Source organism: Gordonia jinhuaensis, from assembly GCF_014639795.1.
GTDB lineage: Bacteria > Actinomycetota > Actinomycetes > Mycobacteriales > Mycobacteriaceae > Gordonia_B > Gordonia_B jinhuaensis.
In genome coordinates this window covers 83,877-109,964 of record NZ_BMGC01000002.1, presented here as the reverse complement: position 1 = coordinate 109,964, position 26,088 = coordinate 83,877, and the positions used below count along the sequence as shown (strand labels likewise).

The following is a 26,088-nucleotide window of genomic DNA, read 5'->3' as shown; positions in this document are numbered from 1 at the left end:
TGAGCTGATGTCGACACAGTCCGCACCGCCGGTGCCGCTGCCGCCGAATCCGGTGATCCTCGAGATCAACACCTGGCCGTGGCTGACCCGTCTGGCCGGCTCCGGCGAGGGCACGGTGCGCTCGGATACGCCGTTGAGTCTGGCCGCCGTTCCCGAGCACGAATGGGATCGCATCGCCGGCAGCGGCGTGGACGCCGTGTGGCTGATGGGTGTCTGGACTCGCAGCGTCGCCGGCGTGGCGATCGCTCTCGATGACGACGGCCTGGTCTCGACGTTCCGAGAAGCGTTACCGGACTTCATATCCGAGGATGTGGTCGGCTCTCCGTACTGTGTCAAGGAGTACACGGTCGATGAGCGGCTCGGCGGCGCCGATGGCCTGGCGATCGCACGTGCGGCGCTCGCCCGACGCGGCGTGGGGCTGATCCTCGACTTCGTACCCAACCACGTCGCCGTCGACCATGCGTGGGTGACCCACCATCCGTCGTGGTTCGTACTCGGTGGTCGGGATGACCTGCAGGGTCGGCCCAAGGAATTCGTGACCGCCGGTGAGGTGGTGATCGCCAACGGCCGCGATCCGCACTTCCCGCCCTGGACGGATGTGGCCCAGCTCAACGTGTTCGAGCCGCGACTGCGCGCGCAGCTGGTCGCCACGGTTGCCTCGATCGCCGCCCAGTGTGACGGCGTCCGATGCGATATGGCCATGCTGGTGACCAACGCGATCTTCTCGCGCACGTGGGGACACCGTGTGGGTCCACCGCCCTCGACGGAACTGTGGCCCGCGCTCATCGCGACGATCCGCGCAGACCATCCCGATTTCCAGTTCATTGCCGAAACATATTGGGACACCGAGCGTTTGCTCGTCGAGCAAGGTTTCGACCTGTGTTACGACAAACCGCTCTACGACGCCCTGGCGCACAGACACTCCGACTTCAGAACGCTGCTGAGCGCGGACGCCGCCTTCGGACGGCGACTGTTGCGCTTCATCGAGAATCACGATGAGCCCCGTGCCGCAGTGGTATTCGGCGCACGTCAGCGCGCGGCCGCCGTCGCCGCTCTGACCCTGCCCGGTGGCCGGCTCGTCCACGACGGGCAGCAGACCGGAGCCCGGATCCGGCTGCCGGTGCAGCTGGGCCGGTTCCCTGTCGAATCCGAGGACCGACAACTCATCCGCTTCTATCGAGTGCTGCTGCAACTGGTCGCCGAGGAGGTGTTCCACACCGGCGACTGGTCGCTGTGGGCACCGCCCGGCGCCGACGCGGACGCCACGTCAGTCCTGGGCTGGACCTGGACGCTGGATGCGGACGTGCGACTGGTGCTGGTGAACCTGGCCGACACGGAGGCGACCGTGGTCATCGACATCCCCCTCCCTCAGCCACGTCTCCTCGGCGACCACGACGCCCTGGATTCTGCGCACGACGGTGGAACTCAGGTGCGCCTCGGCGGGCACGGTTACGCGATCCTCGCTGGTCGCGAGGCCTGATGCCGCTGCTGACAGGCCGTTTTTCGACCGTGGCCGGGCAGGTGTTAGAGTGTTCGAGTTCGTGGGAAACCGCGGGCACGGGGCTATGGCGCAGTTGGTAGCGCGACTCGTTCGCATCGAGTAGGTCAGGGGTTCGATTCCCCTTAGCTCCACTTCTACTTCCAGGTCGGCTTCTTCCCGGTCGGCGCCGTCTTATCGCCGTAACTGCTTCCCGATGTCGTCGATCATCGCCGGGATCGCGCGATGGAAGGCGACCACGGTGCGCGCACGCTCCTGCGGGCTCGCCGAGTGATCCACCATCGTCAGGTACACCAATCCGTGGTCGTGTTCGGTGACCACGTCGCTGGTGGCTCCGAATCTGAAGTGGAAATGGCGGGCCATCGGTTGGCCGCTGTCGTCGGTCGCCGCCTCGGGGGCCATCAGCGCGATGTAGCCGTAACGGCCACGTAGATGATCGGCACGGAAGATCTCGGTTGGGCCGTCCTCCAGCCCGTGGACACGGGTGGTCACGTAGCGGTAGGTGTCGGAGAACAACAGGTGGCCGGCCTTGTCGCGACCAGCGATGGTGTTTCCGGAAAACGAGAGCGTGTCGATCGGGCTACTGGTCGATGGGTTGCCGTCCCAGAAGGTGCGGAGCTGCTGTGAGGTCACCGGCAGGTGCGCGGAGGAGCTGATCACACGCGCCGACTCGTCCCACCCCTGGTTCATCTCCGGCGATCGATCGACCACGTCGTCGTCGAAGGAGCGCCAGTTCGTACTCGTCGCCCACGGCGTCAACGAATGGTCGCTCGGCGCAGCGATTGCGTGGGCGGGCGCGCCCACGGCGATGGTGGCCGAAAGAGCGAGCATGACAAGAGCATTCAGCGTGAACTTCATGATCACGAGACGATAATGACAACGATTGTCATTATCAATGAAGTACGCGCAACAGTGCCGGAGATCACCACCGAGCAGTGTGCGCCGTGCGGCCCCCAGACAGCGAAACGCCCCGCCCCTCCCTCGCGGGAGAAGCGGGGCGTCGCGTATAGGTGCTGTCGCCGTTCGCCTCTCAGCCGACCGCGCGATCGAGATCCACCTCGTCGCGGCGCACACGGGCGGTGAAATGCGGCAGATGATCGAATGCCGGGTCCTCGTCGTCGATTTCGAGAACGACTGCTCCGGGACGGCGCAAACGGCTCGGTACGTCGGCTCGGGACTCCTCATTGCGACGACGCTGCTGTGCGCGACGGTCGCGTGCCGCACGTGCCGCGCGCTGGGCACGGATCCGCTGTTCGATCCGCACCGTGCGCCGCAACGCCGCGAGGTAACCCACGAACACGACGCAGAACACCGCACCGATGACCCAACCAGCCGTGCCGAGAACGAATCCCAGCGCCAGGCCGATGATCGCCAGCGCCGCGAGTCCGAGTGTGGTGCGCTGGCGCACGCGGTACTTCTTCTCGGTGCGTCGGCGATCGGCCTCGGGGTCGTAGCCACCTCGACGAGAGTTGCGCAGGGGCCGAACCGTATCGGCCTCCACCTTGTCATCAAGAGCCTCGTCATCAAGAGCCGCGTCGTCACGAGCCTCGTCGTCTAGCGCCTCGTCACGATCAGCCTCGTCCTCGAGATCCCCGTCCCACTCGTCGTCGAAGTCGTCATGGTCGAGGTCGGCGTCGAAATCGTCGCCCTCGATGTCCTCGGCTGCGATGTCCTCACCCTCGTCGATAAGATCGGACTCCGTCACGTCAGCGACGAATTCGATCTCGACGTCGTCGATCTCCAAGTCTTCGATCTCAACGTCGACGATGTCGGCGTCGTCGACCGTCTCGGCGACGATCCGTGCCTCGGTGACGCTCACGTCGACCAGCTCCGCATCGATGGTGTCGCCATCGTGCGTATTGCCATCGTGCGTATCGACGGTCGGGTCATCCACCGCAGCGTCATCCAGCTCGGCCTCGCGCGCGGCCTTCACCCGCGCATGCGCGGCGTCGAGGTCCACCAGCTCGTCGGCGTCGACATTGACCGCCTGCATCACCGCGGTCGGCGCATCTGACAGCGCATCGGCGGCGGTCTTCGACCCACGTGCCGTGGACTCCGAACCCTTTGAGGCCCGGCCGGTCGACTCCTTCGCCGAACCCGTTGCAACGGTGTCCTTCTCGGCGACCAGCTCGTCATCGAGATCGGGATGGTCATCGTCGTCGGTCAGCGCCTGACCGGCCTTGCGATACTCGCGCGCCGGCGGTTCCCAGTCGGGATCGTGCGGGTGGCGGCCCGCGGGGCGACGGCTCTTGGCGCGCACCGACTTTCCACCACGATGCAGCACGCGAGTGGCCAACGCGACGTCGGTGGTCTTACGCACCTCGGGTCGGCGCTTGATCATCATGGGCGCGAGGACGAACAGCCAGACAACCACCAGACAGATCCACAGCACGGAGTTGGGCATCGTGTGGTCGCTCCTCTCGCCCCCTGTCACCGTCGGTGCTATTCACACCAGTAACAGCCAGGCTATGGGCAGCCCCACGCGATAGGGGTGGAGGCGCGCCGAGCACACCCGAATTGATCAGCCACGATCCCGCGAACCGCACCGCGCCGGCTCACTCCACGTAGGCGGCTCTGCCGGTGCCCACGAGCCGGGCGACCACACCCGGGCCGATCTCCTCTGCGGTCAACGCGAGCAGCAGATGATCGCGCCACGCACCGTCGACGTCCATATAGCGCTGCAGAAGTCCCTCACGCCGGAACCCCGCCTTGGTGAGCACCGCCTGGGAGGGCTGGTTGGTCGGCTGGACGGTGGCCTCGAGCCGATGCAGTCCCACCACCGAGAAGCAGTGATCCACCGCGAGCGCGACCGCCGCTGTGGCCACGCCCCCGTTGACCACCTCCGCATCCACCCAGTAACCGATCCAGGCGTTGCGCAGTGCACCGCGCTGCACGTTGCCGACGGTCAGCTGCCCGCGGAACACCCCGTCGACCTCGATCACGAACGGCAGCATGGTCCCCGACCTCGCCTCGGCCTTGAGCACCGAATGCAACGGCGGCCAGGCCGACATGTGGTGCCGATCGGCCCAGGCGCCCACGCCGGAGGGTTCCCACGGCATCAAGTGGTTCTGGTTGTGGATGCGCAGCGCACTCCACGACCGGCCGTCCCGCAACCGCACCGGACGCAGCTCCACCACACCCGCGCGCGTGCGCAGCGGACCCAGCCGGGCCGGCCACCCCGGATGCCGCGCGTTGTCCGACCCCCACCACCTCACGACTGTGATCTAACTGTACTGACCGGAGAGGTTGGTCGAGTGGGTGCGACACGTCGGCCTAGGTGACGACGTGGGAGGGCCTCCTGCGGTGGAGTGGAACTGCCTAGGTATCCGCTCTATCGCTCACAGGAGGCCCTCGTGTCCCACGCTAATGCTGCCCTGACTCCTCGTGCCCGGTTACGGGTCGCTCAGCTGGTTGTTGATCAGCACGTACCAATTAGCGAGGTCGCGGCGCGGTTTCAGTGTTCGTGGCCCACGGTGGCGCGGTGGGCGCGCCGTTACGCGGCTGCTGAACCGATGACCGACCGTTCTTCACGGCCCCACACGATGCCTGCGAAAACCGATCTGGCGACCACACGTCGGATCGTGTCGCTACGACTGCGTAAACGGTTCGGGCCGGTGCAGTTGGCCGCGGTCAGTGGGGTGGCGCCGGCAACGGCGCACCGAGTGCTCGTGCGGTGCGGACTCAACAGGCTTTCCCATGTTGATCGCGCGACTGGTGAACCGGTCCGCCGCTACGAACACGATCAGCCCGGGGCGATGCTGCACGTTGATGTGAAGAAGTTCGGCAACATCCCCGACAGCGGAGGGTGGCGCTTCGTCGGACGTGCCCAAGGGATGCGTAATCGTGCAGCCACACCGGGTAAAAAGAAGAACAAGTACCATAACCCGAAGATGGGACATGCGTTCGTACACAGCGTGATTGACGACCACTCCCGCGTCGCCTACGTCGAGGTACACGACGACGAGACCGCCATGACAGCGACCGCGGTCCTGGTCCGAGCCGTGGCCTGGTTCGCTGAACGCGACGTCACCGTGCAGCGGGTTCTCTCCGACAACGGCTCAGCGTATGTCTCACACAGGTGGCGCGATACCTGCGCCGAGCTGTCAATCCGACATCAACGAACCAGACCACGCCGACCCCAGACCAACGGCAAAGTCGAACGCTTCCACCGCACGCTCGCCCGACGGCTGGGGCTACGCCCGCGCCTACACTTGCGAGGCTCAACGACGAGCCGCCCTCACCGCCTGGGTTCACGAATACAATCACCACCGACCCCACACCGCCTGCAGGAACAAACGANGGCTACGCCCGCGCCTACACTTGCGAGGCTCAACGACGAGCCGCCCTCACCGCCTGGGTTCACGAATACAATCACCACCGACCCCACACCGCCTGCAGGAACAAACCACCCATCACTCGCTTAACCAACCTGCCGGGTCAGTACAACTAGCCCCGTCCGGATCCCATGCGGGCGGGATGCCCGCTGACCGACCGATCGGCCTCGCCTCAGATCACCGTGGCGAGGTCGGTCGCAGCCCGGTCCCCGTAGGCCCCGGCGATCCGCCGCAAGGCCTCGTCGCGATCCCACTCCCAGCCCTGCGGCGCGACGGTCTCGAGCACCAGCACAGCGACCATCGATCCCAGCTGGGCGGCACGCTCATAGCCGAGTCCGGCCGACGTGGCAGCCAGGAAGCCGGCACGGAAACCGTCGCCGACGCCGGTGGGATCGACCTTGGCCAGTTCGGGCACCACCGGGACGTGGACGCGCACCCCGGCGCGGTCGACGATCTCGGCGCCCTTGCTGCCCAGCGTGGTGATCCGGGTCCCCACCATCTCGGCGACCTGCTCGGCGGTGAGCCCGGTCTTCTGCTGCAGCAGACCCCACTCGTACTCGTTGGTGAACAGGTAGGCCGCACCCTCGATCAGCTCGCGGATCTGTTCACCGTTGAGCCAGGCCAGCTGCTGTGACGGGTCGGCGGCGAAGGGCAGGCCGAGCTCGCGGCATTCGCGACTGTGGGCCAGCATCGCCTCGGGATCGTCGGCGCCGATGAGTACCAGTTCGGGCCTGCCGACCTCGTCGATCAGCGCGGCCAGCGAGATCTCCCTGGCCTCCGACATCGCGCCGGCGTAGAAGCTGGCGAGCTGGGCCATCTCGTCGTCGGTGGTACACACGAACCGCGCGGTGTGCGCGGTGTCGGACACGCGGACGCCGCGGCAGTCCACCCCGTGTTCCTCCAGCCACGACCGATAGTCGGCGAAATCGTCGCCGACCGCACCGATCAGCAGCGGTGACGCCCCGAGCACACCCATCGCAAACGAGATGTTGCCGCCGACCCCGCCGCGCTGGATCACCAACTCGTCGACCAGAAAACTCAGCGAGATATGCGAGAGTTGTTCGGGCAGAAGCTGTTCGGAGAACTTGCCTTGGAACCTCATCAGATGGTCGGTCGCAATCGACCCACACACCGCAATCGTCACAGATTTTCCTCTCGCCGCCACAGGTCACCTTGCCTCGTTCATCCTGACGCTACCGTGACGACGAATGCCGGCAACCAGCTCCCCTGGCCTGCTCGCCACGGGCCCAGACAGCACGAGAGCCACATCCGCAGGCGGATGTGGCTCTCGGTGCGTAGTTCGGCAATCACCTACCGACGTCGACCGGCCATGAGCCGATCAGGTCGCGGGTGGTGATCAGTTGAACGAATCGCCGCAGGCGCAGCTGCCCGTGGCGTTCGGGTTGTCGATCGTGAAGCCCTGCTTCTCGATGGTGTCGACGAAGTCGATCGTCGCGCCCTGCAGGTACGGCGCACTCATGCGATCAACGGCGAGCTTGACCCCGGAGAAGTCCTGGTTGATGTCGCCGTCGAGGCTGCGATCGTCGAAGAACAGCTGGTAACGGAGTCCGGCGCAGCCGCCGGGCTGAACGGCGATACGCAGAGCGAGATCGTCGCGACCCTCCTGGTCGAGCAGCGCCTTGGCCTTGCCTGCGGCTGCATCGGTGAGAACCACGCCGGTGGTCGTGGTGGTTTCGTTCTGCACGGTCATGAAATCTCCTCGAGTGCCTCGACAACGGTCCGGACCTCCACCGATGTCCCCGATCGAATCGGTCTTCGCGACATCGCACGCCGAACCCCGGTGTGTCTACGGCTCAACGGTACTCCTCAAACCGGTATTCCCGCCGCCGTGTCCGGCGTTGCCCGCCGAGCCACCCGGGCATCGCCTCACCGCCCAAGTGCTGAGCAGGCCGGGAGTTCGCGGCCGACCAGGAGAATCAGGGTCGGCCGCGTCAGGACACCGGGCCCCATGTGGCGGCGACCTGCGCGGCGAGACCGGTGAGCTGCGCTCGGGCATCATCCATCGCCACCTGCACCGACCCGGCGTGGTCGACGATCGAATGCGCGGAGCCGATGCCAGCGGCGGTGTACTGCGCCGGCGTCAGCGCCACCTGACCGGCGAACACCATCGTCGGGACGCCACTGGCCGCGGCCGATCGGGTGAGCGCCGCGACCACCTTGCCCTGCAGGGTCTGGTGATCGAACTTGCCCTCGCCGGTGATGACGAGGTCGGCAGAAGCCAGCACCTCGTCCTGTCCGGTGGCCTCGGCGACGATCGCCGCCCCGGCGATCCGCTGCCCGCCGAGTGCGAGCAACACCGCACCGAGACCGCCGGCAGCACCCGCACCCGCCAGACCGGCGACATCACGACCGGTGGCGGCGCGCAGCTCGTCGGCCCAGAGCGCCAGCCGCTCCTCGAGTCGTGCCACCGTCGCCGCGTCGGCCCCCTTCTGCGGCCCGAACACCGCGGCGGCACCGTCGGGCCCGAGCAGCGGGTTCTCGACATCGCTCGCGGCCACCAGCCGGACTCCCTCGAGTCGCGCCAGGGCACTGGCCAGTCCACCGAACGCCTCGGTGAGCCCACGGCCGCCGTCGGTGGTCGCGCTGCCGCCGAGTCCGACCACGATCGTGGAACATCCCCGCGCGAGTGCCGCGGCGACGAGACTGCCGACCCCCACGGTCGAGGCGGTCCATGCGGTGACCGGCGTCGGCGCGCCGCCGAGTTGGTGCAGACCGCAGGCCGAGGCGCATTCGATGTAGCCGGTCATCGCACCGTCGCGCTCATCGAGCAGCCAGGAGGCGCTGACCGCCGCACCCAGCGGGCCGGAGACCGTTTCGGTGACCACCTCACCGAAACGGCTGGCCAGCACCTCGACGAAGCCCGGCCCACCATCGGATTGGGGTATGCAGATCATCTCGTCGTCCGGCCGCGACCGTGTCCAGCCCGCTGTGATGGCCGCGGCGGCCTCGACCGCGGTGAGGGTGTCGCCGAACGAGTCCGGGGCGACGACGATTCGCTTCGCACGGCCCTGAGCACCGGAATCCATGGCCGGAGTATAGGGAGAACAGGCGACGCCCACCGGGTGGGACGAGCGGGTGTGAGCGTCGGCTTGGCGTCCCTGCGGGTCGCGCGGATGTCCGGATCCAATACCCTGTGAAGCGTGAAGATGCCTTGGACAAAGGTCGAGACGGACGGCCCGGCGGTCCAGACCGACGACACGAGTGAGACCGACGTGGACGTCGACGATCCGACCAGCGGGTCGTCTCGCGCATACACCGAGGGCAAAGGCCGTCCGACCCCGAAGCGACGCGACGCCGAGCGCAAGCGGCGCGGTCCGGTCGCGCCCGCACCGCAGACGCGCGCCGAGGCACGCGCGCGTCGCAAGGAGCGGCGCTCCACGATGAGCAAGCAGGAGAAGCGCGAACTCAGCAACGAGCGCCGCAACCAGCGTGCCGATCAGCGCGAGCGGATGATGGCCGGCGAGGAGAAATACCTCATGCCGCGCGACCAGGGGCCGGTGCGTCGCTACGTCCGCGACCTCGTCGATTCGCGCCGCAATCTCGCCGGACTCTTCATCCCGATGGCCATCGTGCTGATCCTGATCATGTTCGTACCGTCGATCGCGCAGTACGCGACGGTGGTGATGCTCGTATTCGCGATCTTCCTGGCCATCGACGGCGTGATCCTGGGACGCATGGTGAACAAGCGTGTCCGCGAGCGGTTCCCCGACTCCACCGACGGCGGCTTCAAACTCGGCTGGTACGCCTTCAACCGCGCGATGATGCTGCGTCGGATGCGCGCCCCGCGCCCGCAGGTCTCCCCCGGCGACGCCGTCTAGGAATTGACACCCATGCGCACACTCGTACTCGGCGGGATTCGCTCCGGTAAGTCGGAGATCGCCGAACAGCTCGTCTCCCAGCACGATTCGGTCCGATATGTGGCCACTGCCGTGCAGACGGCCGGCCTCGATCCACAGTTCCGCGAACGCGTGACCCGCCATCGCGACCGTCGGCCCGCCGGCTGGACGACGGTGGAGAGCATCGACCTGCCCGAGGTACTGGCCACCCCGGCACCGGCGACCCTGGTCGACGACCTGGGTAACTGGGTCAGCGGGCAGCTCGACGCCGCCGGCGGCTGGGATGACGAGTCGGTGGACCTGCAGGAGAAGATCTCGGCACTGACCGAGGCGGTCGCATCGGCCGACGGCGACGTGGTGCTCGTGAGCCCGGAGGTGGGGCTGACGGTGGTCGCCCCCACTGCTGCCGGACGCAGGTTCCAGGACGACCTGGGATCGGTCAACCGCGCGGTGGCGGCGGTCTGTGACCGCGTGCTGTTCGTCGTCGCGGGCAAGGTCCTCGACATCACCGGGACTGACATCACCGGCACCGGCACCGACACCGGCACCGACACCGACACCAGCACCGACGAGAAGCTCCGCGCCGCCGATCCGGTGACCCCCGCGGCCACCGACGATGAACACACCGTCGCCGCCGAGGAGATCGTCGCCGAGGACATCGTGACCGCGGGCCTGACCGCCCCGGTACCGGCCGCGGCGACAGCGATCCCCGACGTCGAGACCTCCGCCGCCGGTGACCCCGTCCGCGGTGATCTCACCCTGGAGTCGGCAGCCGACTTCCCCGACGTCACACCGCCCTCCTACGAGCGCATCGAGGCCGCGAAGGCCCGTGAGCTCACGCTCACCAAGCCGGCTGGGTCGCTGGGCCGCCTCGAAGACATCGCCGTGTGGGCCGCGGGCTGTCAGGACCGTGCGAGCGCCCACCCGTTCGTCGACCCGGTGGTGGTGGTCTTCGCCGGCGATCACGGTGTCGCCGCGAACGGTGTCTCGGCGTATCCGCCCGAGGTGACCGTGCAGATGGCCGCCAACATCATCTCCGGCGGTGCCGCGGTCAACGTGCTGGCCGCGCGCGCCGGTGCCCGGGTGCGGCTGGAAGATCTCGCCATCGACGCCGACACCGACCCGTCGATCTCGCGGTTCAAGGTGCGCCGGTCGAGCGGGGACCTGCGCAACACCGATTCACTCACCGAGCAGGAGGCGGCCGCGGCGATCGCCGCCGGTCGTGCGATCGCCGATGAGCAGGTCGATCGTGGCGCCGACCTGCTCATCGCCGGCGACCTGGGTATCGGCAACACGACCGCGGCCGCGGTGATCATCGGCACGCTCACCTCCACCGAGCCGGTGGTGGTGGTCGGTCGCGGGACCGGTATCGACGATGCGGGCTGGATGCGCAAGACCGCGGCGATCCGCGACGGCATGTGGCGGGCGAAATATCACCGCTTCGATCCGCCGCGACTGCTGGCCACCGTCGCCGGCGCCGACATCGCCGCCATGGCGGGATTCCTCGCGCAGGCCGCCGTACGCCGGACCCCGGTGATCCTCGACGGCGTGGTGGTGACGGCTGCAGCACTGGTCGCCGACCGGATGGCCCCGGGCGCACGCTCGTGGTGGATCGCCGGACACGAGTCGCACGAGCCCGCGCACCCGATCGCACTCAGCTGGCTCGACCTCACTCCCGTCCTGCGCCTGGACATGCGGCTCGGCGAGGGCACCGGCGCCCTCACGGCGTTGCCGGTGGTGCAGTCGGCACTCGCGACGCTGGAGTCGATGGCGACCTTCGCCGACGCGGGGGTGTCCACCGCTGACGGGCCTGGCGAGATCGGCGACTCCGACACCGAGGGCACCGACACCGAGGGCACCGACACCGGCGCCCACAGCGACGCCGCCGCAGCAGCGCGCTGACCCCGACTCACACCGGCCCGGTGAGTGCCCTTTCCCACGCCGCGCGCGGCGTGCACATGGCGATGAGCTGGCTGACGGTCGCGCCGGTCGGATCGCCGGCCGAGCCCATCACCGGCGACGACGGGCGCCGCGTGATCGCCTGCGCACCGGTGGTGGGTGCGGTTCTCGGTCTGCTCGCGGCCGCGGCGGCCGCACTGTTGTCGATGACCGCGCTGCCCGGGCTGATGATCGGACTCATCGTGGTGGGTGTGCTGGCACTGGCCACCCGCGGCATGCACATCGACGGTCTCGCCGACACCGCAGACGGACTGGGCAGCTATGGTGATCCCGAGCGCGCGACCAAGGTCATGCACTCAGGCTCGTCAGGGCCGTTCGCGATCGTGACCGTGGTGGTGCTGCTCGGTATCGACGCCGTCGGCATCGGTGTCCTGGCCGACGAGCACCGCTGGTACGCGGTCTGGTTCGCGGTTCTGCTCAGCCGGTACGCACCGGTGATCGCCTGCCGTCGGCAGCTGCGGGCGGCGCCGGGGACCCGGTTCGGCGAACTCGTCGCCGGAACCCAGCGCTGGTCGATCCTGTGGTGGTTGCTGGTGCTCGCGATCGCGGGCGCACCGGTCGACGCCGATCAGTGGTGGCGCGGTGTGAGCATCACGGTGGTCGCCGCGGTGGTCGCCTGGGCGTTCTCCGCACACTGCGCCCGACGCTTCGGCGGCATCAACGGCGACGTACTCGGGGCACTGGTGGAGATCGTGCTGGCGCTGACCCTCATCGCGGTGCTGCTGTAGACAATCCGACCTGATCAGACCGCACACGACACCGGCCTGCGCCGCAGTATGCGGGGCAGGCCGGTGATCGGACGGGGTGCGCTCAGCGGTACAGCTCGGTCATCCACCCGTGCGTGTCGGCGAAGGTGCCGCGCTGGATACCGGTCAGCGTGTCGCGCAGCGCGAGAGTTATCTTGCCGGGCTGACCGTCGCCGATGGTGTAGTCGTCGGTGTCGCCCTTCACGTGGCCGACCGGGGTGATCACCGCAGCCGTGCCGCAGGCGAACACCTCGGTGATGTCGCCCGACGCCACGCCCTTGCGCAGCTCTTCCACACTGATGCGGCGCTCCTCCACCGGGATACCGGCGTCGGTCGAGAGCTGGAGCAGCGAGTTGCGGGTCACGCCGGGCAGCAGGGAACCGGTGAGCTCAGGGGTCACCAGCCGCGCGTCGGCACCGGAGCCGAACACGAAGAACAGGTTCATGCCGCCCATCTCCTCGATGAAGCGACGCTCCACCGCATCGAGCCAGACCACCTGGTCACAGCCCTTCTCGGTGGCCTGCGCCTGAGCGAGGAAGGATGCAGCGTAGTTGCCGCCGCACTTGGCGGCGCCGGTGCCGCCGGGCACCGCGCGCACGTATTCGGTGGACAGCCACACGCTCACCGGCTTGATTCCGCCACTGAAGTAGGCGCCCGCCGGGGAGGCGATGAGCACGTAGCGGTACTTCTTGGACGGCGCGTTGACGCCCAGACCTGCCTGCGTGGCGAACATGAACGGACGCAGATACAGCGAGGCCTCACCGCCCGCGGGTGGCACCCACGCGTTGTCGGCGTCGAGCAGCGCCTTGAGCGAGTCGATGAAGACCTCGATCGGCAGCTCGGGCATCGCGAGACGATGGGCACTGGATTGGAAGCGTTCGGCGTTGGCCTCCGGGCGGAAGCTCGAGATGGCGCCGTCGGCCTGGCGGTAGGCCTTGAGGCCCTCGAAGATCTCCTGCCCGTAGTGCAGCACCATCGCCGAGGGATCCAGCGCGATCGGTCCGTACGGCAGTACCTGAGCCGAATGCCAGCCACGATCGACGTCATAGTCGATCGACACCATGTTGTCGGTGAAGTAACGACCGAATCCGGGATTCTCCAGGATCTCGGCGCGTTGCGACTCCGACATCGGTTGCGGATGCTCGATGCGCTGGAATTCGACGGCCATTGCCCGATTCTAACCCCGCTTGATCAGCCGCTTGAATCCGACCACGTCTGCCCCACCAGTTGTGACCGACCTCGCGACCGACGCTCCCCGAGGCGCCGGTTCACGTGTGCGATTCGACGAACGGCGGGATCACGACCTCACATTCGAGGCCTCGCCCGCGCACGTCGACGACCACGTGATCGCCCTTGGACACCCCCGCGTCGGTGTCGATGAAGGCCAACGCGATCCCCACCTTCAGGGTCGGCGAGAACGTTCCGGAGGTGCAATACCCCACCTGTTGCCCGCCGAGCGCGTTGCCGTCCGTCGCGGCCACCACCACACAATCGGCGCGCGGGACACCGCGACCCACCGCGCGCAGACCGTACAGGCGTCGCGCCGGACCGGCCTGCTTCTCGGCGATGAGTGCCCCACGCCCGAAGAACGCCGGCTTGTCCCAGCCCACCGCCCAGCTCGCGCGCGCCTGCACGGGGCTGATCGACGGTGTGAGCTCATGGCCGTGGAGCGGATAGCCCATCTCGGTGCGCAGCGTGTCACGTGCGCCCAGACCTGCGAGCAGACCGCCGAGATCGCTGCTGTGGCGGTCGATCTCGAGGAAGACCCGCTCGGCGTCATTCCACGGCACCACCAACTCGTAGCCCCGTTCGCCGGTATAGCCGGTGCGGCAGACCCGTACCGCGATGCCGTCGAACTCGGTGTCGGCGAAGGCCATGTACTCCATGTCGTGGGGCAGACCCATGGCGTCGAGCACGTCTGGGCTCTGCGGTCCCTGCACCGCGAAGATCGCGAAGTCGCGGTGACGATCGGTGATCGTCACCGTCTCGGGGGCGACTGCGGCCAGCGCCGCGGCCACCGCGGCGGAGTTGGCCGCGTTGGGTACGAGGAACACCTCGGTGTCACTGACCAGATAGACGATCAGATCGTCGATCACACCACCGGAGTCGTTGCAGCACAGGGTGTATTGCGCCTTGCCCGGCGCGATCTTGCCCAGGTCGTTGGTGAGCGTCGCATTGATGAGGTCGGCCGCGCCCGCACCGGTCACGTCGACCTTGCCCAGGTGACTCACGTCGAAAACGCCCACATGCTCGCGGACCGCGGTGTGTTCGGCCACCGTCCCGCTGTAGGACACCGGCATGTTCCAGCCGCCGAATTCTGCGAAGGTCGCGCCCGATGTGGCGTGGTAGGCCGCGATGGGCCCGTCGAGAAGCTCGTCCGTCATGGCGTCAACTTATCGTGTGAGCGACCGGCCGAGGGTGGTGCCGGTGGGTGTTCGCCGACACCTCCGCCGAGGGCGGCGTTCGAGGGCGGAGTTCTAGGATTGGGTGCCGGCTACTGACGAGCATCCGCAGCGACGAAGGAGTTCAACGGACGTGAGCATCGAATCCATCACCGAGTCCCGCAGGCCCAAGGTCGAACTCGCCACCGGCTTCGGTGACAACGACGACGTGCTCGTGCTCGGACTCACCACCGGTGACGACGAACCCGACATCGTCTCGGTGGGCACACTCTTCGACGATGCGGCAGCCAGCCAGATCCTGGGGTCGCTCGCCGTTTTCGGCGCGAGCGGCAAACACGGCGAGCTCACCAAGATCCCCGCACCCCCGTCGGTCCCGGTGGGCTACATCCTCGCCGTCGGTCTCGGCGCCGAGGAGGACCTCACCGAGGAACTGATCCGCCAGGCGGCGGGAATCGCGGTGCGCGAGCTCGAAGGCGTCACCACCGCGGTGAGCACGTTGAGCGCGGTGAGCCTGCCCGGGGCCGCGGAGGGGTCGGTACTCGGTGCCTACCGCTTCGACTTCTACCACAGCGCCAAGTCGCTCCCGTCCTCCCCACCGCTGGAGGTGATGCGGCTGCTGACCGCCGACACGACATCGGCGGCCGGCGAGATCCTCGAACGGTCGCTGGCCATCGCCGACGCGGTCGGCATCGCCCGCGATCTGGTGAACACTCCGCCGAACGACCTGTTCCCGGCATCCTTCGCCGATCGGGCAGCCGCGCTCGGTGACGCCGCCGGCCTGGAGGTCGAGGTACTCGACGAGCAGCAGCTGGCCGATGCCGGATACGGCGGCATCATCGGTGTGGGACAGGGCAGTTCACGCCCGCCGCGGCTGGTGCGGCTGGCCCACCGCGTCTCCGGTGACGCGCCGACCGTGGCACTGGTCGGCAAGGGCATCACCTTCGACACCGGCGGTATCTCGATCAAACCGGCCGCCAACATGGATCACATGACCTCCGACATGGGCGGCGCCGCTGCGGTCATCGCCACCGTCGTACTCGCGGCTCGACGGGGGGTCGGCGTGAACGTGATCGCCACCGTCCCGATGGCCGAGAACATGCCGTCGGACACCGCACAACGCCCCGGTGACGTGTTGACCCAGTACGGCGGCACCACCGTGGAGGTGCTCAACACCGACGCCGAGGGTCGGCTGATCCTGGCCGACGGGATCGTGCGTGCCCTCGAAGACGATCCGCAGTACCTGATGGACACCGCGACACTGACCGGCGCGCAGCTCGTGGCGCTCGGGGCCCGCACCCCCGGAGTGATGGGCACCGACGACTTCCGCGATCGCGTGGCCGAGATCTCCAGGGAGGTCGGCGAGAACGGATGGGCGATGCCGTTCCCGGTGGAACTGCGCGCCGACCTGAACTCTCGGGTGGCCGATCTGGCGAACGTGACCAACAGCCGCAACGGCGGCATGCTCGCGGCGGGAATCTTCCTGCGCGAGTTCGTCACCGGGGCCGCCAAGGGCGATCGGGAGGGCGTGCAGTGGGCCCACATCGATGTCGCCGGACCGGCCTTCAACACCGGCGGCACGTGGGGCTACACACCCAAGGGTGGTACCGGTGTGCCGGTGCGCACGATGTTCGGGGTGATCGAGTCGATCGCTGCGGATGTGGCCGGTTCCTGAGCGCCGCGCAGCCCTCTCGCGGAACAATTCGACCGCGCCACGTGGTTGACGTCGGGTGCGAGTAGGGTTCATTTCGGTGGGTCAACCGCCGATTCACCGACACCCGCACACCGGCGCGTTGCACCATCGGCGCGCCACCACGCACGACGCGCCGCTCGCCCGAACAACGGGCGCTCGGGGCGATGACCTTACAACGGATCTTCGAGTCGAGGAGTCGACAGACATGGCCTTCTCCGTCCAAATGCCCGCTCTCGGTGAAAGCGTCACCGAGGGAACAGTCACCCGGTGGCTCAAACAAGAGGGCGACACGGTCGAAGAAGACGAGCCATTACTCGAGGTCTCCACCGACAAGGTCGACACCGAGATCCCTTCCCCCGCCGCCGGAGTGCTGACGAAGATCGTGGCTCAGGAAGACGACGTGGTGGAGATCGGTGGCGAACTCGCACTGATCGGTGATGCCGGCGAGAGCGCCGAGTCCACGCCCGCTCCGGCCGACGAGGCGCCCGCCGCCGAGGAACCCGCCGAGACGCCCTCCACCGAGGTCGAGGAACCGGCCGAAAAGCCCGTCGCCGCAGCTACTTCCGGCAGCGGGTCGGGCACCGACGTGGTGATGCCCGAACTCGGCGAGTCGGTCACCGAGGGCACGGTCACCAACTGGCTGAAGTCGGTCGGCGACACCGTCGCCGAGGACGAGCCGCTGCTCGAGGTCTCCACCGACAAGGTCGACACCGAGATCCCCTCCCCGGTCGCGGGCACACTGCTCGAGATCGTCGCGAACGAAGACGACGTGGTCGCCGTGGGCGGCAAGCTCGCCGTCATCGGTTCGCCCGATTCCGCACCGGCGCCCGCACCCTCGGCGCCGAGTCCCGAGCCGGAACCCGAGCCCGAACCGGAACCGGAGCCCACCCCCGAGCCGGCGAAGGCGGAGCCCACGCCCGCTCCCTCGGCACCGGAACCGGCACCCAAGAGCGAGCCGGCACCGGCGGCCACCGAGCCGGCGGACAACCCGCCGACCCTCGAGTCGACTCCGTACGTCACACCTCTGGTGCGCAAGCTCGCCGCCGACAACAACGTCGACCTGTCGAGCGTGAAGGGCACCGGTGTCGGCGGACGTATCCGCAAGCAGGATGTGCTCGCCGCTGCTGAGGCCGCCAAGGCTCCCGCCCCCACGAGTGCTCCGGAGCCCGCTGCTGCCTCGTCGTCGACACCGGCACCGAGTGCGCCCAAGGGTGTCCGACCCGAGCTGGCCAAGCTGCGGGGCACGACGCAGAAGGCGAGCCGGATCCGTCTGCTCACCGCGAAGAAGACTCGCGAGTCGCTGCAGACCACCGCACAGCTGACCCAGGTGTTCGAGGTCGACATGACTCGCGTGGCGAATCTCCGCAAGACCGCCAAGGCGTCGTTCCAGGCCTCCGAGGGGGTCAATCTCACCTTCCTCCCGTTCATCGCCAAGGCGGTCGTCGAGGCACTCAAGCTGCACCCGAACGTCAACGCCAGCCTCGACGAGGATGCCAAGGAGATCACCTACTACGGCACGGTGAACCTCGGTATCGCTGTCGACACCGAGCAGGGTCTGCTCTCGCCGGTGATCCACAACGCCGACGACCTGTCGCTGGCGGGTCTGGCCCGTGCCATCAACGACCTTGCCTCGCGGGCGCGGTCGAACGACCTCAAGCCCGACGAGCTGTCGGGTGGGACGTTCACCATCACCAACATCGGCAGCCAGGGCGCGTTGTTCGACACCCCGATCCTGGTGCCGCCGCAGGCGGCGATGCTGGGAACCGGTGCGATCGTGCGTCGCCCGGCCGTGCTGACCGACGAGTTCGGTTCTGAATCGATCGCCGTGCGGTCGATGTCGTTCCTGCCGCTGACCTACGATCACCGGCTCATCGACGGTGCTGACGCCGGTCGCTTCCTGACCACGATCAAGCACCGCCTCGAAGAGGCCGCGTTCGAGGCGGATCTGGGGCTGTAAGCAGTGCCCGTCGCACCGATGCCGGCGCTGACGTCCGACGCCCACCGGCAGGACGCCCGATGAGGGTCGTCCTGGCCGGGGCGTCGGGCCTCATAGGCACCGCACTGGCCGACTCGCTCCGCGGGTCGGGCGATGAGGTGGTGCGGCTCGTGCGCCGCACCACCTCCGCGCCCGACGAGGTCCAGTGGTGGCCGGAGTCGTCGGGGGTGCCCGATGAGGCGCTGCAGGGTGCCGATGCGGTCGTGAATCTGTGCGGGGCGTCGATCGCGGGTCGGCGCTGGTCGGGGCAGTACAAGCAGCAGTTGCGCGACAGCCGGATCGTGCCGACGTCGGTGCTGTCGGAGGCGGTCGCCCGCTGCGGGGTGCCGGTGCTCGTCAACGGCAGCGCGACCGGCTTCTACGGCGACACCGCAGATCGCGAGGTCGACGAATCCGCCTCCGCGGGCAGCGGTTTCCTCGCCGACCTGACCCGCGAATGGGAGCAGACCGCGCGCGCCACACCCTCGGCGCGGGTCGCGCTGGTGCGCACCGCCCCGGTGTTCTCCCGTTCCGGGGGTCTGATGTCGCGGCTGCGTCCGCTGTTCTCTCTCGGCCTCGGCGCCCGGCTGGGCGACGGTCACCAGTACTTCCCCTGGATCACCCTCACCGACGAGGTGCGCATCATCGAGTTCCTGCTGCGCACCGAGATCGAGGGTCCGGTCAACGCCTGCGGACCCCAGCAGGTCACGAACGCCGAGTTCACCCGAGCATTCGCGGCCTCGGTACATCGGCCAGCCCTGTTCTGGGTTCCCTCGGCGGTGCTGCATCTCGCCGGTGGCGAGCTGGCTGACGAGATGCTTCTGGCCGGTCAGCGTGCGGTGCCGAAGGTACTGGCCGACCACGCCTTCGAGTTCACCCATCCGACCATCGATTCGGCCTGTGAGTACGCCAATGCCTGACTCCCCCTCCGCGGTCGACACCAGAATCACCACAGGCACCCGGACCCCTGCGGACACCCGAATCGCTGCGGACACGTCCGGTCCGAGGCGATCGCGCCGTCACGGCGCCCGACGCTCGACTGCGCCGATCGAGGTACGCCGACTGGGTCGGGTCGGATACCGGGAAGCCTTCGACCTCCAGCACCGTCTCGCCGGTGAACGCGCTGACGGCACCCTCGACCACGACGTGCTGCTGCTGCTCGAGCATCCGGCGGTGTTCACCGCGGGCCGACGCACCGAGGACTCCGACCGCCCGACCGGCAGCTGTGATGTGGAGGTGATCGACGTCGACCGCGGCGGGAAGATCACCTGGCACGGTCCCGGCCAGCTCGTCGCCTACCCCATCGTCGCGCTCACCGAACCACTCGACGTGGTCGACTACGTGCGCCGACTCGAGGAGGCGCTGATGGGCGTGTGCCGCGGCTTCGGTGTGCCGACGCTGCGCGTCGAGGGACGATCCGGCGTGTGGGTGGACGCCGACGCGCCCGATCCGCTGTCACCGGGCCGGCCGCAGCGCAAGATCGCCGCGATCGGTATCCGCGTCGCCCGCGGCGTCGCATTGCACGGCATCGCACTCAACTGCGATGCCGACCTCCGCGACTTCGAGGCGATCGTGCCGTGCGGCATCCCGGATGCGGGTGTCACCTCCCTGACCATCGAATCGGGCCGCGCCATCACGATCCCCGACGTGATCGACGCGGCTGCCGCCGCGATCGTCGCCGCACTCGACGGACCGCAACCGCGCCTAGGATCGGAACAGTGACCGTGCAGCCTTCCTCTTCCCCCCGCACCGATTCGACCCGCACCGATTCCGCTGGCACCGGACAGACCCCGGAGCCGGGAGGTCGCAAACTACTGCGGTTGGAGATCCGCAACGCCGAGACGCCCATCGAGCGCAAACCCGAGTGGATCCGCACCCGGGCCACGATGGGGCCGGAATTCCGTGACCTCAAGGGTCTGGTCAAACGCGAGGGCCTGCACACGGTGTGCGAAGAGGCCGGATGCCCCAACATCTACGAATGCTGGGAAGACCGCGAGGCCACCTTCCTCATCGGCGGCGAACAATGCACCCGCCGCTGCGACTTCTGCCAGATCGACACCGGCAAGCCCGCCGCCCTCGACCGCGACGAGCCACGGCGGGTGGCCGAGAGCGTGCAGGCGATGGGGCTGCGGTACTCCACGATTACCGGTGTCGCTCGTGATGATCTGCCCGACGAGGGTGCCTGGCTGTACGCCGAGACGGTCCGCGCGATCCACCGACTCAACCCGGGCACCGGTGTGGAGAACCTCATCCCCGACTTCCACGCCACACCGGATCTGCTCGCCGAGGTCTTCGACGCCCGGCCCGAGGTGCTCGCACACAACCTCGAGACGGTGCCCCGCATCTTCAAGCGCATCCGCCCCGCATTCCGCTACGACCGTTCTCTCGACGTCGTCACGCAGGCGCGCGCGTTCGGACTGGTCACCAAGTCCAATCTGATCCTCGGGATGGGCGAGACACCCGAGGAGGTGCGCGAGGCGATCGTCGACCTGCACGACGCCGGTTGCGACATCCTCACCATCACCCAATATCTGCGCCCGTCGCCGCGTCACCATCCCGTGGAGCGATGGGTGAAGCCCGAGGAGTTCGTCGAGCACTCCGACTTCGCCCGCGAGGTCGGGATGGCCGGTGTGATGGCGGGCCCGCTGGTGCGGTCCTCGTATCGTGCCGGCCGCCTTTACGCGCAGGCGATGGCCCATCACGGCCGTGAGCTGCCCGCGGCCATGCGCCACCTCGCCGACGAGGGGTCCACCGCACAGGAGGCCACCTCGGTGATCGATCGTCTCGCTGCGCGGCGCTGAACTCCTGACACCGCGCCCGCTCGGGCCCGGTGAGCGACAGCCGCACCCGCTCAGTGTGGCCGCACGCGGCGCGCTCCGGGCGGGTCAGTATCCTGACACCCATGGCGAAGGCTCAGACGAACGCGACCAAAGAGGCCAAGGCGGCGGCCAAGGCCGAGCGCAAACGCGCCTCCAAGGAGCGCCGCACCCAACTGTGGCAGGCGTTCCAGATGCAGCGCCGGGAGGACAAACTTCTCCTGCCGTTGATGATCGGCGCCTTCGTGGTGATCGTGGCCGTGTTCACCGTTCTCGGCATCGTCTTCGACGTCGCCGCATTCCTCATCCCCATCGGTGTGGTTCTCGGCATCCTGGCCGCATTCATCATCTTCGGCCGCCGTGTGCAGCGCAGCGTGTACGCCAAGGCCGACGGCCAGCCCGGCGCGGCCGGCTGGGCTCTGGACAACATGCGCGGCGGCTGGCGCGTCAAGCAGGCCGTTGTCGGCACCACCCACCTCGACGCCGTGCACCGCGTGGTGGGCAAGCCCGGTGTGATCCTGGTCGGCGAAGGTTCGCCGACCCGTCTCAAGGGTCTGCTCGCGCAGGAGAAGAAGCGCACCGCACGGGTGGTCGGTGACACCCCGATCTACGAGGTGATCGTCGGCAACGAGGAGGGCCAGGTTCCGCTCAGCAAGCTCGAACGCCACCTCAACAAGCTGCCCAACAACATCAACGGCAAGCGTGTCGACGCGGTCGATGCCCGCCTCTCGGCGCTCGCCGGCCGTCAGCCCGGACCGGGCATGCCCAAGGGTCCGGTCCCCCAGGGCGCCAAGATGCGCGGTGTCGCGCGTACCGTTCGCCGTCGCTGACCCACCGCGCGTCCCTCGGCGGGTCGAGGGCTCGTTCCTGCCAGACCCCATCTCGTGACTACGCCCCGGTGAACTGTTGTTCACCGGGGCGTAGTCACGAGAGCGTAGTTGACCCGGACACAAGTGGCTGTGGGTACTGAGTTACTGGGGGTACTGACATTGGGTGACTTCTCCGGGTCACCGCTCCCACAGCGGACACTCGCACCGGGACTGACCGGCGTGCGCGACGACGCAGCGTCGTGCGGCGCGGAGATCCGAAGATGAGCGCGCAGATCAGCGTGTGAGCACCAGTGCTGTTCCGGTGGCGCGGTCGTGCATCCCGCGACCGTCGGCGTCGGTGACCAGCGCGGGAACGCAGAAAACGATCAAGATCTGGCGAACCACCGCACGCCACAGACCCACTGAGATCAGGCCGCCGCGCACCACACCCGCACCGTTCATGTCGACGCGCGCGACGCGCATACCGAGCAGGAACTGTCCTGGGGTGAAGGAGAACAGCGACACCGTCACCACCCCGACGACGAACCACACCATGAGCACCACGCTCGAGAGGTGCTGGGAGTTGAAACCGACGAACCCCAACGAGATGCAACCGGCCATCAACCAGTCGGCGAGCAGGCCGCCGGTTCGTCGCCACGAGGTGGCCAGCGAACCGGGCCCCGATGCCGGAAGGCCCAGGGCCTCACCGCGATAGGCACCCTCGGCCTGCCCGTTGTCGAGCCCAGCCTGCGGTCCAGACAGCCAGGACCCCGTGATTCGTGCCATGCACCCACTATAGGGACCGCCTCCGCGACGTCGGAACGCGCCGTTCGGCCACCACGTTTTCCCAGTTGCGTTACACAGGCGAAACATCGGTTTGACTCGCGCGCAACGTGGAATCCATAGCGTCTGCGTGGAATCCCGTTGGTCTGACGACATCGTCGGCGACAGGCGGGTGGCAGTGTCTGCCGTGTGGTCACGGCACTGCAATGATGCTTGTCGGAGTCCTTTAACTCCGGCCGGCTGAAACGACAGCGAAGGAGCACGGTGTACAGCTCAAAGGAAGAACTGCTCGAGGGCATCAAGAAGGAGGGTGTCGAATACGTCGACATCCGCTTCTGCGACCTGCCCGGTGTGATGCAGCACTTTTCGATCCCCGCAGACGCATTCGACGAGAGCGTCTTCGAGGACGGTCTGGCCTTCGACGGTTCGTCCGTCCGTGGCTTCCAGTCCATCAACGAGTCGGACATGATGCTGCTGCCCGACCCGGCAACCGCGCAGATCGACCCGTTCCGCAAGGCCAAGACGATGAACGTCAGCTTCTTCGTCCACGACCCGTTCACCCGCGAGGCCTACAGCCGCGACCCGCGCAACGTTGCCCGTAAGGCCGAGGACTACCTGGCCTCCACCGGCATCGCCGACACCTGCTTCTTCGGCGCCGAGGCCGAGTTCTACATCTTCGACGGCGTCGCCTACGGCTCGGAGATGAACGGCACCTTCTACGAGATCGAGTCGGAGTCGGGTTGGTGGAACGCCGGTTCGCCGGTCGATCCCGACGGGTCGCCGAACCTCGGTTACAAGGTCCGCCCCAAGGGCGGCTACTTCCCCGTCGCGCCGTATGACCACTACGTGGACCTGCGCGACGAGATGTCGACCAACCTGATCAACGCCGGCTTCGAGCTCGAGCGCGGTCACCACGAGGTGGGTACCGGCGGCCAGGCCGAGATCAACTACAAGTTCAACACCCTGCTGCACGCAGCCGACGATGTGCTGCTGTTCAAGTACATCATCAAGAACACCGCGTGGGCTCAGGGCAAGTCGGTCACCTTCATGCCGAAGCCGCTGTTCGGCGACAACGGCTCGGGTATGCACGCCCACCAGTCGCTGTGGAAGGACGGCAAGCCGCTGTTCCACGACGAGGCCGGTTACGCGGGTCTGTCGGATCTGGCTCGTCACTACATCGGCGGCATCCTGCACCATGCGCCGTCGCTGCTGGCGTTCACCAACCCGACCGTGAACTCCTACAAGCGCCTGGTGCCCGGCTACGAGGCCCCGATCAACCTGGTCTACAGCCAGCGCAACCGCAGCGCCTGTGTGCGTATCCCGATCACCGGCAACAACCCGAAGGCCAAGCGCATCGAGTTCCGTTGCCCGGACTCCTCGGGTAACCCGTACCTGGCGTTCGCCGCGATGATGATGGCCGGCCTCGACGGCATCAAGAACAAGATCGAGCCGCACGAGCCGGTCGACAAGGATCTCTACGAGCTTCCCCCCGAGGAGGCCAAGGACATCCCGCAGGCTCCGACCTCGCTGTCGGCGGTCATCGACAAGCTCGAAGAGGATCACGAATACCTCACCGCCGGTGGAGTGTTCACCGAGGACCTCATCGAGACCTGGATCGCGCTCAAGCGCGAGAACGAGATCCTGCCGGTGCAGATCCGTCCGCACCCCTACGAGTTCGCGCTCTACTACGATTGCTGACCCGCTCGGTCCGCTGACCTGGTAATTCTGGCAAGTCGGCCCGCAGCTCGCGCTTTCGCATCGGCCCGCTCGGCGATCACCTCGATCCCGGGCGGGCCGATTCGTCTGTCCCGGGGGTCGTGACCGCCCCGGCGTTCGCGCACCCGTCAGCGGTCGGCGAACCGGGCCTTGGCCTCCTCGGTATCAGGCGCGTAGAGATTGACCCGGTTGCCATCGGGGTCGGCGAGCATCATCGCCCGGTTGCCCCAGGGAAGAGTGACGGGCTCCTGCAGAACCCGGACTCGATCGCCGAGCCGCGCACGTTCGGCGTCGACATCGTCGACCTGGAACTCGATGATCGCGCTGGCGTTCGATCCGGCGGTCAATCCGGTACCGGGGAACAACGGCAGTGTCGCATCACCACCGAGAGCGAGGGTCCCGCCGGCCGTCACCAGCTCGGCGAACACCGGATTGGGACGGTCGAAGGTCCCACCGGTGACCCGTTCATAGAACTCGACCAATTCGTCGAGGCGACTGGTGATCAGGCGTATCGAAGCAAGTTTCATGGGGCATCCGATCGTTGACGAGAGTGCGGAGTCCGACATCAATATGTCAGGCACCTGATATTAGTCTCAGGTGCCTGACATTACTATCAGGGTGTGGACGACAACGACCGCGTGGCCGAGGATTTCGGCCGCCGTGTGCCCTACCTGCTCCGCCGCGTCAGCACCGCACTGTCCAAACGCCTCGACGAGGATCTCCGCGAGTTCGGGCTGACGCAGTCGCAGCTCTCCGCCCTGGCTCAGCTCGACGTCGCCCATCCCGAGGCACTGTCGGGGGCGCAGCTCAGTGCCCGGTCCGGGGTCACACCGCAGTCGATGTCAACCGCGGTCGCCGGCCTGGTCGAACGAGGCCTCCTGACCCGTTCACCGCATCCAGAACACGGACGGATCCTGGAATGCCGCATCACCGCAGCGGGAGCGGATCTGCTCAGACGGGTTCAGCAGGTCACGCGAGACAGCCAGAGATATGACGCGGGGCTCTCCGAGTCGCAACAGGAGACACTCCGCCAGCTACTGACCGAGATGATGCGCGATCTCGACCTGTACCTCCCGGCCGAGGAGAGGTCGATCGCCGCGGAGAGATCGATCGCCGCGGAGAGATCGATCGCCGCGGAAGGATCGATCACAGAGGAAAAGCCGATCAACACGGAAGAATCGCACGCCGCGGAATGACCACTCTGCGTGATGCTCGCCTGTCGGTGGGATGACTCAGCAGCCGGTTCCGCGCGGCCGTCAGATCAGATTTTGCTTTCCTATGGAAAGAATTTTTGCTGCCCTTCACCTGTGAGCACAGGACATGAACCCGCAGCGTGACGCAGCTCTCCGGACATATCCACGCGTGCAAACCCGCGAAATTCTCGATCCTGCATTTCTTGTCGATGCGCTGCACGATTACGGTGGTGAGCGGACGAAATCCACTCAGGCCGGGGCGCGTACCGGTCGCTGTAGCCACACGGCGACTCCAGTCCCCTGCGCACAG

At 67.5% G+C, this 26,088-nt stretch carries 22 protein-coding genes, 1 tRNA gene and 2 pseudogenes; 15 read left to right on the top strand and 10 right to left on the bottom strand.

All coding sequences use genetic code 11. The features are described from left to right. Positions 1-7 precede the first annotated feature (7 nt). A complete protein-coding gene (locus IEW22_RS01835) occupies positions 8-1,480 on the top strand; it encodes an alpha-amylase family protein (protein ID WP_188584884.1) in 1,473 nt (490 codons plus the stop codon). Between the two features lie 79 nt (positions 1,481-1,559). Continuing rightward, positions 1,560-1,632, top strand: a tRNA-Ala gene (locus IEW22_RS01830). 40 nt (positions 1,633-1,672) lie between these two features. Here the strand turns inward: IEW22_RS01830 and IEW22_RS01825 are convergent. The 3 genes from IEW22_RS01825 to IEW22_RS01815 all read right to left on the bottom strand — a co-directional run bounded on the left by IEW22_RS01825 (position 1,673) and on the right by IEW22_RS01815 (position 4,713). Then, complete coding sequence (locus IEW22_RS01825) at positions 1,673-2,356, bottom strand: hypothetical protein (RefSeq protein WP_188584883.1); 684 nt, start codon at positions 2,354-2,356, stop codon at positions 1,673-1,675. Between the two features lie 172 nt (positions 2,357-2,528). Then, entirely contained in the window at positions 2,529-3,902 is a 1,374-nt protein-coding gene (gene sepX / locus IEW22_RS01820) for a divisome protein SepX/GlpR (protein ID WP_188584882.1), read from the bottom strand. A 151-nt stretch (positions 3,903-4,053) separates the two neighbouring features. Then, positions 4,054-4,713 (bottom strand): GNAT family N-acetyltransferase, encoded by a 660-nt coding sequence (locus IEW22_RS01815; RefSeq protein ID WP_188584881.1) that lies wholly within the window; start codon positions 4,711-4,713, stop codon positions 4,054-4,056. Between the two features lie 138 nt (positions 4,714-4,851). Here IEW22_RS01815 and IEW22_RS01810 point away from each other — a divergent pair. Both IEW22_RS01810 and IEW22_RS01805 read left to right on the top strand, forming a co-directional pair. Continuing rightward, positions 4,852-5,827: pseudogene (locus IEW22_RS01810) on the top strand (IS481 family transposase); the annotation flags it as partial. Further along, positions 5,802-5,948: pseudogene (locus IEW22_RS01805) on the top strand (integrase core domain-containing protein); the annotation flags it as partial. The pseudogenes IEW22_RS01810 and IEW22_RS01805, both read left to right, overlap by 26 nt. A 56-nt stretch (positions 5,949-6,004) precedes the next feature. On the opposite strand, the gene IEW22_RS01800 reads toward IEW22_RS01805, so the two are convergent. The 3 genes from IEW22_RS01800 to IEW22_RS01790 form a co-directional block, all read right to left on the bottom strand. Continuing rightward, positions 6,005-6,976, bottom strand: a complete 972-nt coding sequence (locus IEW22_RS01800; RefSeq protein WP_188584880.1) for a carbohydrate kinase family protein — start codon at positions 6,974-6,976, stop codon at positions 6,005-6,007. A 213-nt stretch (positions 6,977-7,189) separates the two neighbouring features. Further along, positions 7,190-7,543 (bottom strand): HesB/IscA family protein, encoded by a 354-nt coding sequence (locus tag IEW22_RS01795; protein WP_188584879.1) that lies wholly within the window; start codon positions 7,541-7,543, stop codon positions 7,190-7,192. A gap of 241 nt (positions 7,544-7,784) precedes the next feature. After that, a complete protein-coding gene (locus tag IEW22_RS01790; protein WP_188584878.1) occupies positions 7,785-8,879 on the bottom strand; it encodes a glycerate kinase family protein in 1,095 nt (364 codons plus the stop codon). Positions 8,880-8,993: 114 nt separating this feature from the next. Here IEW22_RS01790 and IEW22_RS01785 point away from each other — a divergent pair, with 114 nt between their 5' ends. Genes IEW22_RS01785 through IEW22_RS01775 form a run of 3 tightly spaced genes read left to right on the top strand, consistent with a single transcriptional unit; the run spans position 8,994 to position 12,376 of the window. Then, positions 8,994-9,671, top strand: a complete 678-nt coding sequence (locus IEW22_RS01785; protein WP_229742086.1) for a DUF3043 domain-containing protein — start codon at positions 8,994-8,996, stop codon at positions 9,669-9,671. A gap of 12 nt (positions 9,672-9,683) precedes the next feature. Continuing rightward, on the top strand, positions 9,684-11,591 hold the full coding sequence (cobT, locus tag IEW22_RS01780) for a nicotinate-nucleotide--dimethylbenzimidazole phosphoribosyltransferase (RefSeq protein WP_188584877.1): 1,908 nt from the start codon (positions 9,684-9,686) through the stop codon (positions 11,589-11,591). A gap of 20 nt (positions 11,592-11,611) precedes the next feature. Further along, positions 11,612-12,376: an adenosylcobinamide-GDP ribazoletransferase gene (locus tag IEW22_RS01775; RefSeq protein ID WP_229742085.1), complete on the top strand. Its 765-nt coding sequence runs from the start codon at positions 11,612-11,614 to the stop codon at positions 12,374-12,376. A gap of 82 nt (positions 12,377-12,458) precedes the next feature. Here the strand turns inward: IEW22_RS01775 and IEW22_RS01770 are convergent, their stop codons facing one another. After that, positions 12,459-13,562, bottom strand: coding sequence for a branched-chain amino acid aminotransferase (locus IEW22_RS01770; RefSeq protein WP_188584876.1), 1,104 nt, complete (start codon positions 13,560-13,562; stop codon positions 12,459-12,461). Between the two features lie 100 nt (positions 13,563-13,662). Next, a complete protein-coding gene (gcvT, locus tag IEW22_RS01765; protein WP_188584875.1) occupies positions 13,663-14,778 on the bottom strand; it encodes a glycine cleavage system aminomethyltransferase GcvT in 1,116 nt (371 codons plus the stop codon). A 151-nt stretch (positions 14,779-14,929) separates the two neighbouring features. Between gcvT and IEW22_RS01760 the strand changes: the two genes are divergently transcribed. From IEW22_RS01760 to IEW22_RS01735, 6 genes are all read left to right on the top strand, one after another. Then, positions 14,930-16,468 (top strand): leucyl aminopeptidase, encoded by a 1,539-nt coding sequence (locus tag IEW22_RS01760; RefSeq protein ID WP_188584874.1) that lies wholly within the window; start codon positions 14,930-14,932, stop codon positions 16,466-16,468. 223 nt (positions 16,469-16,691) lie between these two features. Further along, complete coding sequence (gene sucB / locus IEW22_RS01755; protein ID WP_188584873.1) at positions 16,692-18,443, top strand: 2-oxoglutarate dehydrogenase, E2 component, dihydrolipoamide succinyltransferase; 1,752 nt, start codon at positions 16,692-16,694, stop codon at positions 18,441-18,443. A 59-nt stretch (positions 18,444-18,502) separates the two neighbouring features. Then, entirely contained in the window at positions 18,503-19,381 is an 879-nt protein-coding gene (locus IEW22_RS01750) for a TIGR01777 family oxidoreductase (RefSeq protein ID WP_188584872.1), read from the top strand. A gap of 61 nt (positions 19,382-19,442) precedes the next feature. Next, positions 19,443-20,183 carry a lipoyl(octanoyl) transferase LipB gene (gene lipB / locus IEW22_RS01745; protein ID WP_373284121.1) on the top strand — a complete coding sequence of 247 codons (741 nt, stop codon included), beginning with the start codon at positions 19,443-19,445 and terminating at the stop codon, positions 20,181-20,183. Positions 20,184-20,275: 92 nt separating this feature from the next. Then, positions 20,276-21,262 (top strand): lipoyl synthase, encoded by a 987-nt coding sequence (lipA, locus tag IEW22_RS01740; RefSeq protein ID WP_188585014.1) that lies wholly within the window; start codon positions 20,276-20,278, stop codon positions 21,260-21,262. A 101-nt stretch (positions 21,263-21,363) separates the two neighbouring features. Further along, a complete protein-coding gene (locus tag IEW22_RS01735) occupies positions 21,364-22,107 on the top strand; it encodes a DUF4191 domain-containing protein (RefSeq protein WP_188584870.1) in 744 nt (247 codons plus the stop codon). A 273-nt stretch (positions 22,108-22,380) separates the two neighbouring features. On the opposite strand, the gene IEW22_RS01730 is transcribed toward IEW22_RS01735, so the two are convergent. Continuing rightward, a complete protein-coding gene (locus tag IEW22_RS01730) occupies positions 22,381-22,872 on the bottom strand; it encodes an RDD family protein (RefSeq protein ID WP_188584869.1) in 492 nt (163 codons plus the stop codon). A gap of 261 nt (positions 22,873-23,133) precedes the next feature. On the opposite strand from IEW22_RS01730, the gene glnA reads away from it, so the two are divergent. Beyond that, a complete protein-coding gene (gene glnA / locus IEW22_RS01725) occupies positions 23,134-24,567 on the top strand; it encodes a type I glutamate--ammonia ligase (protein ID WP_188584868.1) in 1,434 nt (477 codons plus the stop codon). A 146-nt stretch (positions 24,568-24,713) separates the two neighbouring features. On the opposite strand, the gene IEW22_RS01720 is transcribed toward glnA, so the two are convergent. Next, positions 24,714-25,112: a VOC family protein gene (locus tag IEW22_RS01720; RefSeq protein ID WP_188584867.1), complete on the bottom strand. Its 399-nt coding sequence runs from the start codon at positions 25,110-25,112 to the stop codon at positions 24,714-24,716. Positions 25,113-25,205: 93 nt separating this feature from the next. On the opposite strand from IEW22_RS01720, the gene IEW22_RS01715 reads away from it, so the two are divergent. Further along, on the top strand, positions 25,206-25,781 hold the full coding sequence (locus tag IEW22_RS01715) for a MarR family winged helix-turn-helix transcriptional regulator (RefSeq protein WP_188584866.1): 576 nt from the start codon (positions 25,206-25,208) through the stop codon (positions 25,779-25,781). Positions 25,782-26,088: the final 307 nt, after the last annotated feature.

What these genes read in the sequence shown, in the direction of transcription:
- IEW22_RS01825 (WP_188584883.1), bottom strand. Translation starts at nt 2,356, where the DNA reads ATGAAGTTCACGCTGAATGCTCTTGTCATGCTCGCTCTTTCGGCCACC.
- IEW22_RS01835 (WP_188584884.1), top strand. Translation starts at nt 8, where the DNA reads ATGTCGACACAGTCCGCACCGCCGGTGCCGCTGCCGCCGAATCCGGTG.
- IEW22_RS01795 (WP_188584879.1), bottom strand. Translation starts at nt 7,543, where the DNA reads ATGACCGTGCAGAACGAAACCACCACGACCACCGGCGTGGTTCTCACC.
- IEW22_RS01735 (WP_188584870.1), top strand. Translation starts at nt 21,364, where the DNA reads ATGGCGAAGGCTCAGACGAACGCGACCAAAGAGGCCAAGGCGGCGGCC.
- IEW22_RS01790 (WP_188584878.1), bottom strand. Translation starts at nt 8,879, where the DNA reads ATGGATTCCGGTGCTCAGGGCCGTGCGAAGCGAATCGTCGTCGCCCCG.
- IEW22_RS01770 (WP_188584876.1), bottom strand. Translation starts at nt 13,562, where the DNA reads ATGGCCGTCGAATTCCAGCGCATCGAGCATCCGCAACCGATGTCGGAG.
- sucB (WP_188584873.1), top strand. Translation starts at nt 16,692, where the DNA reads ATGGCCTTCTCCGTCCAAATGCCCGCTCTCGGTGAAAGCGTCACCGAG.
- gcvT (WP_188584875.1), bottom strand. Translation starts at nt 14,778, where the DNA reads ATGACGGACGAGCTTCTCGACGGGCCCATCGCGGCCTACCACGCCACA.
- IEW22_RS01720 (WP_188584867.1), bottom strand. Translation starts at nt 25,112, where the DNA reads ATGAAACTTGCTTCGATACGCCTGATCACCAGTCGCCTCGACGAATTG.
- sepX (WP_188584882.1), bottom strand. Translation starts at nt 3,902, where the DNA reads ATGCCCAACTCCGTGCTGTGGATCTGTCTGGTGGTTGTCTGGCTGTTC.
- cobT (WP_188584877.1), top strand. Translation starts at nt 9,684, where the DNA reads ATGCGCACACTCGTACTCGGCGGGATTCGCTCCGGTAAGTCGGAGATC.
- IEW22_RS01730 (WP_188584869.1), bottom strand. Translation starts at nt 22,872, where the DNA reads ATGGCACGAATCACGGGGTCCTGGCTGTCTGGACCGCAGGCTGGGCTC.
- IEW22_RS01750 (WP_188584872.1), top strand. Translation starts at nt 18,503, where the DNA reads ATGAGGGTCGTCCTGGCCGGGGCGTCGGGCCTCATAGGCACCGCACTG.